Origin of the sequence: Sorangium sp. So ce176 (assembly GCF_051519835.1) — a bacterium.
Taxonomy (GTDB): domain Bacteria; phylum Myxococcota_A; class Polyangia; order Polyangiales; family Polyangiaceae; genus Sorangium; species Sorangium cellulosum_G.
On sequence record NZ_CP150371.1, the window covers coordinates 6,598,283 to 6,612,004 of the forward strand.

At 72.7% G+C, this 13,722-nt stretch carries 11 protein-coding genes; 6 read left to right on the forward strand and 5 right to left on the reverse strand.

Annotated elements, in window-relative coordinates:
• Positions 1-45 precede the first annotated feature (45 nt).
• Positions 46-291 (forward strand): hypothetical protein, encoded by a 246-nt coding sequence (locus tag WMF42_RS24725; protein WP_061611368.1) that lies wholly within the window; start codon positions 46-48, stop codon positions 289-291.
• A gap of 286 nt (positions 292-577) precedes the next feature.
• On the opposite strand, the gene WMF42_RS24730 is transcribed toward WMF42_RS24725, so the two are convergent.
• Positions 578-1,195: a hypothetical protein gene (locus WMF42_RS24730; RefSeq protein ID WP_437685120.1), complete on the reverse strand. Its 618-nt coding sequence runs from the start codon at positions 1,193-1,195 to the stop codon at positions 578-580.
• Positions 1,196-1,625: 430 nt separating this feature from the next.
• Here WMF42_RS24730 and leuA point away from each other — a divergent pair, with 430 nt between their 5' ends.
• The gene (gene leuA / locus WMF42_RS24735) at positions 1,626-3,317 is read left to right on the forward strand and encodes a 2-isopropylmalate synthase (protein ID WP_061611370.1); all 1,692 of its coding nucleotides are present in this window, start codon (positions 1,626-1,628) and stop codon (positions 3,315-3,317) included.
• Between the two features lie 114 nt (positions 3,318-3,431).
• Here the strand turns inward: leuA and WMF42_RS24740 are convergent, their stop codons facing one another.
• The gene (locus WMF42_RS24740; protein ID WP_437685123.1) at positions 3,432-4,484 is read right to left on the reverse strand and encodes a LamG-like jellyroll fold domain-containing protein; all 1,053 of its coding nucleotides are present in this window, start codon (positions 4,482-4,484) and stop codon (positions 3,432-3,434) included.
• A gap of 39 nt (positions 4,485-4,523) precedes the next feature.
• Positions 4,524-6,368 carry an ATP-binding protein gene (locus WMF42_RS24745; protein ID WP_437685125.1) on the reverse strand — a complete coding sequence of 615 codons (1,845 nt, stop codon included), beginning with the start codon at positions 6,366-6,368 and terminating at the stop codon, positions 4,524-4,526.
• Between the two features lie 569 nt (positions 6,369-6,937).
• On the opposite strand from WMF42_RS24745, the gene WMF42_RS24750 reads away from it, so the two are divergent.
• From WMF42_RS24750 to ggt, 4 genes are all read left to right on the forward strand, one after another.
• Positions 6,938-7,219 carry a DUF427 domain-containing protein gene (locus WMF42_RS24750; protein ID WP_061605822.1) on the forward strand — a complete coding sequence of 94 codons (282 nt, stop codon included), beginning with the start codon at positions 6,938-6,940 and terminating at the stop codon, positions 7,217-7,219.
• Positions 7,220-7,274: 55 nt separating this feature from the next.
• Positions 7,275-8,003 carry a 2OG-Fe dioxygenase family protein gene (locus WMF42_RS24755; protein ID WP_061605820.1) on the forward strand — a complete coding sequence of 243 codons (729 nt, stop codon included), beginning with the start codon at positions 7,275-7,277 and terminating at the stop codon, positions 8,001-8,003.
• A gap of 163 nt (positions 8,004-8,166) precedes the next feature.
• The gene (locus tag WMF42_RS24760) at positions 8,167-8,610 is read left to right on the forward strand and encodes a hypothetical protein (protein ID WP_437685128.1); all 444 of its coding nucleotides are present in this window, start codon (positions 8,167-8,169) and stop codon (positions 8,608-8,610) included.
• Positions 8,611-8,832: 222 nt separating this feature from the next.
• On the forward strand, positions 8,833-10,749 hold the full coding sequence (gene ggt, locus WMF42_RS24765; RefSeq protein ID WP_437685129.1) for a gamma-glutamyltransferase: 1,917 nt from the start codon (positions 8,833-8,835) through the stop codon (positions 10,747-10,749).
• A gap of 88 nt (positions 10,750-10,837) precedes the next feature.
• Here the strand turns inward: ggt and WMF42_RS24770 are convergent, their stop codons facing one another.
• Together WMF42_RS24770 and WMF42_RS24775 are read right to left on the reverse strand one after the other, a co-directional pair.
• Positions 10,838-12,319 (reverse strand): cytochrome P450, encoded by a 1,482-nt coding sequence (locus WMF42_RS24770; RefSeq protein ID WP_437685131.1) that lies wholly within the window; start codon positions 12,317-12,319, stop codon positions 10,838-10,840.
• Between the two features lie 94 nt (positions 12,320-12,413).
• Complete coding sequence (locus WMF42_RS24775) at positions 12,414-13,709, reverse strand: SDR family oxidoreductase (RefSeq protein WP_437685133.1); 1,296 nt, start codon at positions 13,707-13,709, stop codon at positions 12,414-12,416.
• Positions 13,710-13,722 lie beyond the last annotated feature (13 nt).

Here is a 13,722-nt window from a genome sequence, read left to right on the forward strand (position 1 = left end):
GCGGCGCCCTTCTTCGCCAGCGCGTCGGGCCTGCTCGACTTCCACGTGGCCGACGGCGCGACGCAGCTCGTCGACGCCGGCACGAGCACCTCGGCCCCCACGGACGACATCGGGTTCGATCCGAGGTGCCTGAAGCAGCAGTCCGGGCAGCCGGTCGCGTGGTGGCAGTACGCGCCCGACTACGCGTACATCGCCAGCGTGGGCGGCGTCGAGGGCTGCTTCCGCCCGGTCGCGCGGCCCCAGGGCTCGGCGCCGGACATCGGCGCCTACGAGCGCCCGAGCGGCGGGTAGAGGCCCGGAGGGTCGCAGGACACGTCGACGTCGCGGTTCGGGATGCCCCCTGGCCCGTCCGGCGGGTGAGCGACCCCTGGAAGGAGCCCGATCGGCCTGCGCAAACGCCACGCCGACCCGTTCCCGGAAGCCCTGGGGCATGCCGGGGCGGGTCGGCGACCCGTCGGGGATACCTCCCGGCCTGCCGGGCGGGTCGGCGACCCGTCGGGGATACCTCCCGGCCTCCCGCACGGGTCGGCGACCCGTCGGGGATACCTCCCGGCCTCCCGCACGGGTCGATCGACGATCAGAAGCGGCCGACGAGGCCGAGGCCGGCGCTGCTCGGGCCGAACGACATGGGCACCGGGACCACGAAGGCCTTGCCGACGTCGTCGCGGACAAGCACCGTCTTCGGCACGAGGAGGCCGGGCAGGAGCAAGGCGGCGCCCGTGATCTGGACGAGCCCGTCGAGGACGAGCGCCATCGTCTCGAGGTCGTCCTGCCGGGTCGTGGCCAGGGTGAGGAACGGGCCCGCGACCGGCACGAACAGCGCCGCGTAGCCCGACGAGCCGCGGTACACGGCGTCAGCGCCGCCGATCGCCGTGAACAGGTAGACGGTCCCGAAGACGATCGCGCCGCTGATCACGAGCCCCTTCCTGACGCGCGTCTCCGGATGATAGCCGGGCGGCACCGGCTCACCCTCCCTCCAGGGGAGCACCTTCGGGCCCGCGGGCGCGACGCCGGGCGCGGCGTGGAAGCCCGGCGGCGGAGGAGCTTGCGGCGCAGGCAGGGGTTGCTGCTGCATGGGCGGCGGCGCGGGCGGCGGGGCGTCGTCCGCGCGCGCCTGCCCGGCGCCGGCGAGGGAGACGATGATCCCGATCGCGACGGCGAGCGGCCCGCGTCGCAGCGACAGTCGATTCCCCACGTCAGCTCGTTCGCGCTCGCGTCCTCGCATGCTCTTCACCTCGCGCCGGGAGTGCCCAGCGAGCGATCGTAGTTCGATCGCCGTCACCTCGAGGCGCGATGCGCCGGGCGCCGGCGCGTTTTTCCCCGACATCGCCGCATGCGGTAGACCCGATGTCAGACGCGCGCCCGCAGGGGCAACATGGCCGGCCACCGTCGCCCGCGACGCGCCGCTGGACAAGCCAGAGGACGTTCGCTAGATTGCACCCCGATGTCGATCCACCGCGCGCCCTCGCTTCGCCCCTGCCTAGGCCTACGGCCTCGGGGGCTGTCCGCGCGCTGCTGACGACGTCCATCTTCGCAGCTCGGCCCCCGCCCGTTGCTTGGCCCGGTGGGGGTTCTCGCGTCGTCGTCGCGACGGCTCCCATCCTCAGCTTTCTGGGAGTCCCGTCATGTCCACGATGCCTGTCCACAAGTACAAGCCTTTTCAGCCCATCCACCTGCCCGATCGGCGCTGGCCCGGCCGCGTGATCGAGAGGGCGCCGCGCTGGTGCAGCGTGGACCTGCGCGACGGCAACCAGGCCCTCGTCGAGCCCATGGGGCCCGAGCGCAAGCTCCGCATGTGGAACGAGCTCCTGCGCATGGGGTTCAAGGAGATCGAGGTGGGCTTCCCCAGCGCGTCGCAGCCCGACTTCGACTTCGTGCGCCGGATCATCGACGAGGGGCTCATCCCGGACGACGTGACCATCCAGGTGCTCACCCAGGCGCGCGCCGAGCTGATCGAGCGCACGTTCGAGGCGATCCGCGGGGCGCGCCGCGCGGTCGTGCACCTCTACAACTCCACCTCGACGCTCCAGCGACGCGTCGTGTTCGGCCTGGATCGCGCGGGCATCGTCGATATCGCCGTGCGCGGGGCGAGGCTCGTGAAGGAGCTCGCGGCGCGCACGCCGGAGACCGAGGTCGTGCTCGAGTACTCGCCCGAGAGCTTCACGGGGACAGAGCTCGATTTCGCGAAGGAGATCTGCGAGGCGGTGATGGACGTGTGGCAGCCCAGCCCGTCGCGCAAGATCATCCTGAACCTGCCGGCCACCGTCGAGATGTCCACGCCCAACATCTACGCAGATCAGATCGAGTGGATGGACAGGAACCTGAAGCAGCGCGACAGCGTCGTGCTGAGCGTCCACCCGCACAACGACCGCGGCACGGCGGTCGCGGCGGCCGAGCTCGCCGTGATGGCCGGCGCCGACCGCGTCGAGGGCACGCTGTTCGGGAACGGCGAGCGCACGGGGAACGTCGATGTCGTCACGCTGGCGCTCAACCTGCTCTCCCAGGGCGTGGATCCGGAGCTCGAGATCCACGACGTCCAGGCGATCAAGGAGACGGCGGAGCACTGCAATCGCCTGCCGGTCCACCCGCGCCACCCCTACGTCGGCGAGCTCGTGTACACCGCCTTCTCGGGCTCGCACCAGGACGCGATCAAGAAGGGCTTCAAGGCGCTGCGCGAGGGCGGGAGCGCGCTGTGGGAGGTGCCGTACCTGCCCATCGATCCGCAGGACGTCGGGCGCAGCTACGAGGCGGTGATCCGCGTGAACAGCCAGTCGGGCAAGAGCGGCGTGGCCTACGTGCTCGAGCACGATCACGGCTACGCGGTGCCGAAGGGGCTCGCGGTCGAGCTGAGCCAGGCCGTGCAGCGCCGGGCGGAGCGGACCGAGGGCGAGGTGCAGAAGGCCGAGATCCTCGCGATCTTCGAGCGCGAGTACGTGAACCGCGGCGGGCCGCTGCGCGTCACCGAGCACCGGAGGAGCGGCCAGGGCGCGGGCGAACGACACGAGTTCCACGTGCAGATACGCGGCGTACCCCACGCGCTGAGCGCCGCAGGCCAGAGCCCCGTCGAGGCGTTCGCGAGCGCGCTCGCGCGCCACGCGGGGATCGCGATCGCGGTGGAGGAGCACGCGGAGCACGCGATCGCGCGGGGCGCAGGCGCCGAGTCCGCGGCGTACGTGGCCCTCTCGATCGGGCGCAAGCGCTGCTTCGGGGCGGGGACGCACCCGAGCGGCGTCATGGCGTCGCTCGCCGCTGTCGCGTCCGCGTGGAACCGCGCGCGGCCGGCCGAGCCGGCGCGGATGGCGCTCTCGCCCGAGTGATCGGCGTGAGCGGGCGCGGCCCGCCGCCGGCGCGAGGCGAGCGGCTGGCCTCTCGCGCGCGGCGGCGTGGGCGGGCGCGGCCGCGCCTGGCGATCGGGCGAGGCCGCGCGCCGCTCACCGCCCGGCGCTGTCGTCGCTGACCAGCAGCGCGGCCGCGTTCTGCTCGATCTCCGCGGCGGTGAGCGCCTTTGCGTAGAGCGCCGCGTAGTACATCGCGCCCGAATACGACCGGCCGCCGAGCTCGCGGTTGCCGAGGACGAGGTGCCGCCCCTCGGCGAGATCGAGCGCCGCGTCCAGCGGGGGCACGCGCTTGTGCATCGCGCAATAGCCGACGATCGGGTCGCTCCGCGGGGCCAGGGCACCGTTGACGTAGAGCCGGACCCGATCCGCCGCGGGCTCCTGGACGGTCGTATCGAGCACGCCGTGCACCACCGCGCGCTCCGGGAGCGCTGCGTCCCACGCGCCGCCGCAGTTCGTGCCGTTCCACCAGAGCTCGATCTGGCCCGGATGCTCGGAGCGGAGCGTGAAGCGACCGGACTCCGTGCCGCTGCCGATATGGACGATGCGCGAGCCGTCGAGGACCACCTCGGCGATGCGGAGCACGGCCTCGATCGTGCCCGTCGTCGACCCGTGCAGCGCGGCGTGGATCTTCGTGCCGTCGATCGCGGCGGAGGCCCGGCTGTCGGCCGCGACCGCCGTCCAGGAGAGCCCGCTGTGCGCAGCGCCGTCGTCCGCGAAGCTCATCTCCGGCCCGTACGTCAGCGCGAGCGGCATCGGCGCCTCCGCGGCGTCCTCGACCTGCGTGGGCGCGCTCCCGGCCTTCGCCTCGTCGAGGAAATACCGCGCGACGAGGCCGTCGTCGGTGAGGCACGACGCGTCGCGCGTGCAGTCGCTGCCGCCGGCGCCGCCGGCCCCCGCGCCGCCCTCCCCGCCCCCGCCGACCCCCGCGCCGCCCTCCCCGCCCCCGCCGGATCCCGCGCCGGAGACGGAGGTCCCGCCGCCTGCGCCGCTGTCCGACGCGCCGGCTGTGCGCGGACCGGCCCCGCCGCCGCCGCCCTCCGCGCTGCTGCTTCCGCCGGCGCCGGAGCCGGGGAGCTCGCCGAGCCGCAACTCGGGGGCGCACGCCGCGAGGAGCAGGAGCGAGACAATCAGCAGGCGCACCGTCATCGGCCGCATCCTACCGTCGCGCGCTCACGGCGATGCGGTTCACTCGCGCGCGCCCGGCGCCGCCTCGGATGGCGACGCGAGCTCGGCGAGGAGCCGCTCCAGCATCGCCTGGGTCACCGGCTTCGTGAGGTGCGCGTCGAACCCGGCGGCGTGGGCGAGCCGCCGGTCGTCGTCCTGGCCATAGCCGGTGAGCGCGACCATCAACGTCGCCCTCGTGGCGCTCTCGCTGCGCAGCGCCCGGGCCACACCATAGCCATTCATGTCCCCCGGAAGGCCGATGTCGCAGAGGATCACGTCGGGCGGCGCGTCGCGCGCGGCGGCGACGCCGTCCGCGCCGCTGTGCGCCACGGACACGGCGTGGCCGCGGCGCTCGAGCAGCATGCGCAGGCTGTCGGCCGCGTCATGGTTGTCCTCGATGATCAGGATGCGCCGCGCGCGGCTCGCGCTCGCCGCCGCGACCGCGGGGCGCAGCGCCTCCGCGGCGCGCGGGGCGGCGACGTCGGCGAGCGGCAGCGTGATCGCGATCTGCGCGCCGCGCCCGACGCCGGCGCTCGCCGCGCGCACGCCGCCGCCGTGGAGCTCGACCACCCCCTTGACCAGCGCGAGCCCGAGGCCCAGGCCGCCGCGGCTGCGGGCGAGGCTCCTGTCGGCCTGCGTGAACGGCTCGAAGATGCGCTCCAGGATCGCCGGATCGATGCCGATGCCGGTGTCCGCGACCTCGACGGCGACGACGCCGCGGCCGCGATCGGGCACCACCGAGAGCCGGACCGAGCCGCGGTCGTCGGTGAACTTGTTGGCGTTCTGGAGCAGGTTCCCGATCGCCTGGGTGAGCCGCGTCGCGTCCGCGCGGATCCATACCGGCGCGGCCGGCAGCGCGAGCTCGAAGCGCACGCCGCGCGCGTCGAGCAACGGTCGATAATCGAGCGCGGCGGCGCGGGCGAGCTCGACGAGGTCGAGGCGATCGGCGGAGAGCGCGATCTTGCCCCGGGAGATGCGCGAGATGTCGAGCAGATCGTCGACCATCCGGGTCATGTGCCCGATCTGGCGATCCATGATGGCGCGCGCGCGATCGATCACCGGCGTGGCCGGGCCCGCGATCTTGAGCAGCTCCACGGCGTTGAGCAGGGGCGCGAGCGGGTTGCGCAGCTCGTGGGCGAGCATCGCCAGGAACTCGTCCTTGCGCCGATCGGCCTCCCGCAGGGCGTCCTGGGTCTGCTTGAGCTCGGCGACGAGCGCTGTGAGCTCCCGCTCGCGGGCGCGCAGCGCCTCCTCGGACGCCCGGCGGTGCGCGATCTCCTGCTCCGCGACCTCGTGCCAGCGCACCCGCTCGATCGCGAGCGCGCATTGCTGGGCGATGGAGAGGACGAACGCGTGGTCGTCCGCGTCGAACGCGCGCGACGCAGGGAAGCAGAAGCCGAGCGAGCCGACGATCCGGGCCTCGACGACGAGCGGGAACGCGACGACGGCGCCCCCGTGCTCCACGCCGTGGACGCTGGCGAGGACCGGATAGCGCGCGTTGCGCTCCTCGCGCGTCGGCACGATGACGGGCGCGCCGAGGCGCGCCGCCTCGGCGACGGGCAAGGGGGAATCGACCGGAACCTCGACCCAGTCCACCTCGGTCTCGATGGGGACCCCCTTGAAGCCGAGGTTGCGGAGCGTGGCGCCGTCGGTCGACAGCAGCGCGACGACGCCCACCTCGGCGTCGAGCGCCGGCATCCCCTGATCGATGATGGTGCCCGCGATCTCGGCCAGGGTGCGGGCCCCCGCGAGCGCCGCGGTGATCGCCTGCAGGCGCTGGAGCCGCTCGACCCCCTGATCGAGGCGGGGCGCGGCGCCCTCGAAGATGGACCGTGCAAGGATGGGCTGCGCATCGAGTGCTCGCATAGAGGCTCCGGGCCGCCGACGAGCGTAGCGCAGACCGGCGCGCGAGCATGCCGGTCGCGCGGAGGTCACGCAGGAAAACACCTTGATACGCGCCAGGTTATTTTTCGCGGCGCAGGCGGATCGTGGCCTGGCCATCTCGTGTCCGTTTCGGCCCGGCGTCGCGCGTGGCGGGGAACGCAGGCCGGAGGAGGTCGGGCGACGCGACAGGGTGGCGGGGAGCGCTGGCTAGAGAGGCGGTCGAGCGCGAGCCGCCGGCCCTCCGGGTCGTTCACGATCCAGGACGGCGGGATGCTCGCGAGGGCGAGGTGCCTGACGAGCGATCTCGGGGGCGGCGGCCCGGGCTCGTCCGGGCCGAGCTGGTAGGCGGTGATGCGCGCCTCGCCCCGCGTGACGAGCGACAGAATTCGAGGGGATTCCTCAGGGACGCCACGCCACGTCCCCTCGCCCGCTTGCGCGGGCGCGGGTTGCGGCGCCTCGCGCAGCGCGCCAGCTTCCGGGCGCGGCCAGCGTGGGCCGACGTGGCGGCGAGGCGCAACGTGCCTGGCCGCAGGCACCCGGAGGAGGGATCGATGAAAGCCGTCTGGAAGGACAAGGTCATCGCCGAGAGCGACGACACCGTGCTCGTGGAAGGCAACCACTACTTCCCCGCGAGCTCGCTCGTGCGCGACCACGTGATCTCCAGCGATCATCACACCGTCTGCCCGTGGAAGGGCACGGCCAGCTACTATTCGCTGCTCGTGGACGGTGAGCTCAACCCCGACGCTGTCTGGTACTACCCCGACCCCAGGCCCGAAGCCGCGATGGTGCGCGACCGCGTCGCGTTCTGGAAGGGCGTGAAGGTCATCGACTGACACGGCAGCGCGCGGCGCGGGCACGCCCGCCCGCCGCGAGATAAGCTCGCGGGCGATGGAACTCACGCCCGCCTTCACCTACCCCGCGCAGGTGCCCGTGCTGCTGCGCCAGCAGGGCTATGCGGTGCTCAGCCCGCAGGGCGTCGCCGAGCTCACGGGCTGCGACCTGCGCGAGCTGCGCGCGCTGCGGCCCTCCTGGAGCGACCTGCCGCCGGACCACTACCTCAAGGACGGCGGGCGCTATCGCAGCCGGCGGCATGCGTGCTTCGTTGTCGAGGGCGGCGCGGCGCGAAGGGCGCCGCACCGCGCGCACTGGCAGCCCGTCGAGTACAACGCGCTGCACGGCGGCATGCACCGGTGGTTCGAGCCGATAGCGCCAGAGGTGGCGGGCCAGCCCGCCTGGTCGTGCCTGCTGGGCGCGCTCGGGCAGGTCGCTTCCGGCCTCAAGGGCGAGCGGCCCTGGTTCGTCGAGGCGCACCAGTTCCGCATCGACACGCAAGGGGGCATCGGCCGCCCCACGCCGGAAGGCGCGCACCGCGACGGCGTGGATCTCGTGGCGGTGTTCCTGGTCGGACGCGAGGGCATCAAGGGCGGCGAGACGCGCGTGTTCCAGGCCGACGGGCCCGCGGGCCAGCGATTCACGCTCACCGAGCCGTGGAGCCTGCTGCTGCTGGACGACGAGCGCGTGATCCACGAGACGACGCCGATCCAGCCCGCCGGCGAGCGCGGCCATCGCGACACGCTGGTGCTGACGTACCGCGCGGGCGGCTTCCAGGGCGACTGAAGCGGCGGGCTCCCTCCGGGGCGACGGCGGCGCGACCGCCCGGCGTGGCACACCCGCGACCGCTGTGTCGCTCCACGCCGGCCCGTCGCAGCGCGAGATCTCTGCTGCACCCGCTGGTACGCGCGTTGCGTTGAGCGCTGGCCGGAGGGACGAGATGCAGAACATGATGGTGGGATTCGGCATGCTCCTCGCGGTCGGGTGCGGCGGGGCGGACCTGCCCGAGGGTTGGGAGGATGCGGAGGCGATCGAGGGCCTCACCCAGAGCGAGTGCATGGCGAGCGCGTACGACGAGACGGTGAAGGAGACGCTCGCGGCGACGCCGGAGCGCGGGGCCGTTCACCTCGACTACGGCGCCGCGCATTTCCGCTGTGAACAGGCGGTCGAAGGGTTCGTCCGGATCGCCGGAGGCAAGGTGGACGTGCTCGTACAGCCGGCCGACATGGACCCGAGCGCCGTCGCCGGATGCGACTGCCGCTACGACATCGGCATGAAGATCAAGGGGCTGAGCAAGGGGACTGTCGGCGTCGATCTGTACCGCCGCTGGGACAACATGAATGAGCCGAACGATCCGGTGAAGATCGGCTCCGCGGATGTCGAGATCCCCTGAGGCTGTGGACGCGGCGACGCTGCGCCCCCACGGAGCGCTGGTCGGACTGGGAGCCTCAGAGCGCATGCAGGCTCAGCGGTGAGCGCGTGGCGCGCAGGCCTGTAAGGCAAGCCCGGACGGAGTCGTCTCGCGCGGGCAGCGACTGCGCGCTGGGCAGCAATCATGCGCTGCCAGAGGGTGCTTCCCTGCCGGCTCAGGGTTGCCCTGCTACCGTCCTTGCCCATGGCCCAACGCAACCATCACCTCCCCCTGCTCGGCCTCCTCGTCCTCTGCGCCTCGTGCAGCCCGAGCGAGAAGCTCGACCCGGCGAGCCAGGTCGAGCCCGCTCCGGGCGACGCGGGCGCGGGGCCGGACGGCGGTGGGAAGGGCAACGACGGCGACCTCTTCGCCGCGCTCCCGGAGATCGCGCCGACCGCCACCGGGCGCGGCGGCGCGGCGGCGACAGTCGACCTCCGCGGCACCCTGGCGGCGATCGAGATCCTGAAGAAGGGCGGTAACGCCGTGGACGCCGCTGTCGCCGCGGCGAGCGTGCTCGGCGCGACAGACCCGTTCTCCTGCGGCGTCGGCGGCGGAGGCTTCATGCTCGTCTACCTCGCCGCCGACAACAAGGTTGTCGCGATCGATCACCGCGAGACGGCGCCGGCGGGGCTCGCCGCGAGCGCCTTCTATGAGAACGGCGCGCCGATCGAGTTCGAGGAGCTCGTGACAAGCGGCCTGTCGGTCGGCGTGCCCGGCACGGTGCGGGGATGGAGCGAGGCGCTCCGCCGGTACGGGACCCTCGGGCTCGACGACGTGCTCCAGCGCGCCATCCGGGTCGCCGAGACGGGGTTCGACGTCGACAGGACCTTCTTCGAGCAGACAGGCCGGAACCTGGCGCGCTTCCAGGCGATCACGAGCAGCAAGGCGCTCTTCCTCGGGCCGGACGGCGAGCCGTGGCCCGTCGGCACCACCTTCAAGAACCCGGACCTCGCGAGGACGTATCGCCTCATCGCCAGGGGAGGAGAGAAGGCCTTCTACGAGGGCGAGGTCGCCGAGGCCATCGTCGCGGCGGTCCGCAATCCCCCGGTCGAGCCCGGGAGCACGCTCACCGTCCGCCCCGGGGTGATCGCGGCCTCCGATCTGCAAGACTACGAGGTCCGCATCCGCCCGGCGATCTCGACGACGTACAGGGACACCACGATCCACGGCATGGGCCTGCCGAGCAGCGGCGGGATCACTGTCGCGCTGGCGCTCAACCTGCTCGAGGGCTTCGATCTCGAGCTCCTCACGCCCGTCGAGGTGCTGCACCGGTACCTCGGCGCCTCGCGCCTCGCGTTCGCCGACCGGGGCGCCTTCCTCGGCGACCCCGAGTTCGTGGAGGCCCCCGTCGCAGGGCTGCTCTCGAAGGACTACGCCGACGCGCGACGGGACCTGATCGACCTGATCAAGGCCCCCACGGAGGCGGCCGCGCCCGGCGATCCGTTCGCGTTCCAGACGGACCCGAGCCCCTCGCCGGGCCGTGGCCAGAGGACGCGGGGCGGGAGCGCCGGCCCGAACGACGCGGACGACAACGAGACGACGCACATCACGATCAGCGACGCGGCCGGAAATATCGTGTCGTATACGTGCACCATCGAGGCCGAGGGCGGCAATGGCATCGTCGTCCCCGGCCACGGCTTCCTGCTCAACAACGAGCTCACCGATTTCAACATCCCGGACGACCCGGCCGCGCCGCACCCGAACGTGGCCGAGCCGGGCAAGCGGCCGCGCAGCAGCATGAGCCCGACGCTCGTGATGAAGGACGGCAAGCCCGAGCTCGCGCTCGCCTCGCCGGGCGGGTCCACCATCATCACGACGGTGCTGCAGATCCTCGTCGGTCAGCTCGACATGGGCTTGCCGATCGACAAGGCGCTCGCGGCGCCGCGCATCTCGCAGCGCAACGCCCGCGACGGCTCGAGCGACGCAGAGACGGCGTTCCTGGGCACGCCGGAGGCCGAAGGGCTCGCCGCCCTGGGACACGTCTTCTCCGATGAGAACACGTCGGGAGGCGAGATCGGCGCGGCCACCGCGCTGCGCTTCCACGGCGATGGCACCGTGACAGCGGTCGCCGAGCCGGTCCGCCGCCAGGGAGGGAGCGCGATGGTCGAGCGGGCGAAGTGAAGCCCCGGGGGCGCAAGCGGCCCTGAAGCCTCCCGGAGAACGAGAGGGCCTGACCAGGACTCCCGTCCTGCGGCCGAGGCGCGCCCGGTCAGGGCCGGGCGCTGTACGGGCAGCCGCCGGACCTCACGGCGGCCGCGACGGGCGCCGCGGCCGCGGGCTCCGCGGCCGCGGTCTCGCCGCGCGCCGCCGGCGCCGCGCGCGCCGCCCTCACCGGCTCGCGCCGCTTCAGGATCATGCGCATCCCGTTCACCGGCTGCAGCGAGATGAAGCCGCGGCAGCGGGGGTCGAAGCCGGGCACCAGCCGGAGCTGATACCGCTGGAGCGCCATCGCCACCATGATCTTGCCCTCGAGCTGCCCCATGAACTCGCCCAGGCAGATGCGCTGTCCGGCGCCGAAGGGGATGAACGCGAGCTTGTCGTCCGCGCTCCGGCGGGTGTTCGCGAAGCGCTCGGGATCGAACCGCAGCGGGTCGCGCCAGAACTCCGGGTGCCTGTGCGTGACCCACGGGACGATCGCCACCGTCGACCCCGCGGCGACGTGGCAGCCGCCGAGGACGTCGTCCTCCAGCGGGCTGCGGAGGATGAACGGCACCGACGGCAGGAGGCGGAGGCTCTCGTTGAAGACCATGGCGAGGTAAGGCATCGACTCGAAGTCCTTCGCCGTCGGGGCCCGGCCGCCGAGCACACGGTCGATCTCGTCGGTGAGCCGGGCATGGACCTCGGGGTGCTGCGCGATGTGGTACAGCGCCCAGGAGGCGGTGACGCTCGACGTCTCGTGCCCGACCATCAGGATGGTCTTGATCTCGTCCCGGAGCTGCGCGCGGTCCATCGTGGCGCCGGTCTCGGGGTCGACCGAGCCCATGAGGCGCACGAGCACGTTGTCCGCGTCGCCGGCGCCGCGCTGGTATCCGTCGATGATGCCGTCGATCACCGTGTGCACGCGCTCCATGGCCCGGCGAAAGCGCACGTGGCTGGGCAGCGGCCAGGACAGGGGCGGGTTGACCAGGGAGTACATGCGCTGGAGCGCGATCGAGAGCGCATACTTGAACGCCTCACGGACGGTGTCCGTGTGCTCTTGCAGCGCAGCGCCGAAGAACGCCTCGCCCGCGATGCCGAACGTCACGTCCATCATGTCGTCGTTGATGTCGCGCTCGAACTCGCCCGGCTGAGCGTCCCAGCGCCGCAGCGCCGCCTCCATGTGGTCCACGATGATGGGGACGAACTTGAGCGTGTTGGCGTGGTTGAACTGCGGTTGCACGTGCCGACGCTGACGCCGCCAGAGCTCGCCCTCGCTGTTCACGAGGCCCCAGCCGAGCACGTGGGCGAGCTCGTGGTATCGCTTGCCCTTGGGGTAGTTCCGGACGTTCGTGCGGAGCACGTGCGCGATGTCGTTCGGGTGAAACGCCATGACGAAGTCCTCGGCGCCGGGCGCCCGAAGGCGCACGACGTCGCCGTACCGCGCGAACAGGTCCTCGTAATGGCGCATGTCGCCGGTCCTGAAATTCGCCAGGTACCGCAGGCTGGCGAGCGGGCCGGGGCCCGGGGGCTGCCGATAGTCATTGGCACTCATGATTCCTCCTTCTCCGCAAGCTGACCCAGGCACACGCGTGATGAAGCCACGTTGACGCAGGCCGAACGCACGCCAGCGCCGGCCGTCGCGGCCGTCAGATGCACAGCGAGCCCCCGCCGTCGACAGTGAGGGTCGCGCCGTTGATCATCCGCGCCCCGTCCGACAGGAGGAGCAGGACGGCGTCGGCGACGTCCTCCTCGGTGCAGAGCCGGCCGCCCGGCGTGCGCGACTCCCAGTACGGGAGGATCCGCTCGTGATCCGGGTAGTTGCTCGTCACGTGGCCGTAGATCGGCCCGGCCGACACGCAGTTGACCTGCACGTTGCGCGGCGCGAGCTCGACGGCGAGCGCGCGCGTGAGCGACTCGACAGCGGCCTTCACGGCGCCCATGGCGCCGAAGTGCTCGAGGTACCGCGACGAGCCGTTCGACGACAGCGCGACGATCCGCCCGCCGCCGTGGCGCTCCATCAGGCGCGCCGCGCGGAGGGCGCACAGGTGGTAGCCGATGACGTTCGTGCGGAACGCCAGCTCCCAGTGCTCGGGGGTCGTCTGCTCGAGCGGGCCGAACCGGCCGTTCGACGCGTTGCTGACAAAGTGGTGCAGCCTGCCCACGTCGCGCGCGATCTCGTCGAAGAGCCGGTCGACGTGCGCGGGGTTGGCGACCGAGCCCCAGACGTGCACCGCGTCGCCGCCGGCGCCGCGGATCTCGTCGGCGACAGCCTCGCCGTCGTCCCGCGAGTGGAAGCTGTTGACCACGACCCGCGCGCCGGCCCGCCCGAGCCTCGTCGCGATGGCGCGGCCCAGCCCGCGGCTCGATCCGGTGACGAGGATCGTCTTGCCGGCGAGCGCGGCCGCGGGGGCCGGCGTCGGGCGCCGCGCGGCGAGCGCCGCCGGGGCGACCGCGTGGCCGTTGGTGTACCTCGCGGGCTCCGCGTGGCCGTTGGCGTACCCGGCGGGCTCCGCGTGGCCGTTGCTATACCGGGCAGGCTCCGCGTGGCCGTTGGCGTACCCGGCGGGCTCCGCGTGGTTGTTGGCGTACCCGGCGGGCTGCGCGTGGTTGTTGGCGTACCCGGCGGGCTCCGCGTGGCCGTTGGCGTACCCGGCGGGCTCCGCGTGGCCGTTCGCGTGCCTGCCGCCGTCCGCGCGGGCCGCGATGGTGCGCGCCAGGAAGGCGCTGACGCTGGCCACCGTGCGCAGCTCGTCGGGCGTCGCCTTGAGCGCCTCCGGGAGGCCGAAATCCGCGCGCAGCGTCGCGAGGATCTCGCCGCGCTTCACCGAGTCGATGCCGAGGTCCTGCTCCAGGTCGGCGTCGGCGACGACGACCTCGTCGGGGTAGCGCGTCATGCGCACGAAGACGGAGCGGACCTGTTCGAGAAGATCATGAGCTTGCATCGTCGATACCTCG

What these genes read in the sequence shown, in the direction of transcription:
- leuA (WP_061611370.1), top strand. Translation starts at nt 1,626, where the DNA reads ATGTCCACGATGCCTGTCCACAAGTACAAGCCTTTTCAGCCCATCCAC.
- WMF42_RS24740 (WP_437685123.1), bottom strand. Translation starts at nt 4,484, where the DNA reads ATGACGGTGCGCCTGCTGATTGTCTCGCTCCTGCTCCTCGCGGCGTGC.
- WMF42_RS24745 (WP_437685125.1), bottom strand. Translation starts at nt 6,368, where the DNA reads ATGCGAGCACTCGATGCGCAGCCCATCCTTGCACGGTCCATCTTCGAG.
- WMF42_RS24750 (WP_061605822.1), top strand. Translation starts at nt 6,938, where the DNA reads ATGAAAGCCGTCTGGAAGGACAAGGTCATCGCCGAGAGCGACGACACC.
- WMF42_RS24755 (WP_061605820.1), top strand. Translation starts at nt 7,275, where the DNA reads ATGGAACTCACGCCCGCCTTCACCTACCCCGCGCAGGTGCCCGTGCTG.
- WMF42_RS24760 (WP_437685128.1), top strand. Translation starts at nt 8,167, where the DNA reads ATGATGGTGGGATTCGGCATGCTCCTCGCGGTCGGGTGCGGCGGGGCG.
- ggt (WP_437685129.1), top strand. Translation starts at nt 8,833, where the DNA reads ATGGCCCAACGCAACCATCACCTCCCCCTGCTCGGCCTCCTCGTCCTC.
- WMF42_RS24770 (WP_437685131.1), bottom strand. Translation starts at nt 12,319, where the DNA reads ATGAGTGCCAATGACTATCGGCAGCCCCCGGGCCCCGGCCCGCTCGCC.
- WMF42_RS24775 (WP_437685133.1), bottom strand. Translation starts at nt 13,709, where the DNA reads ATGCAAGCTCATGATCTTCTCGAACAGGTCCGCTCCGTCTTCGTGCGC.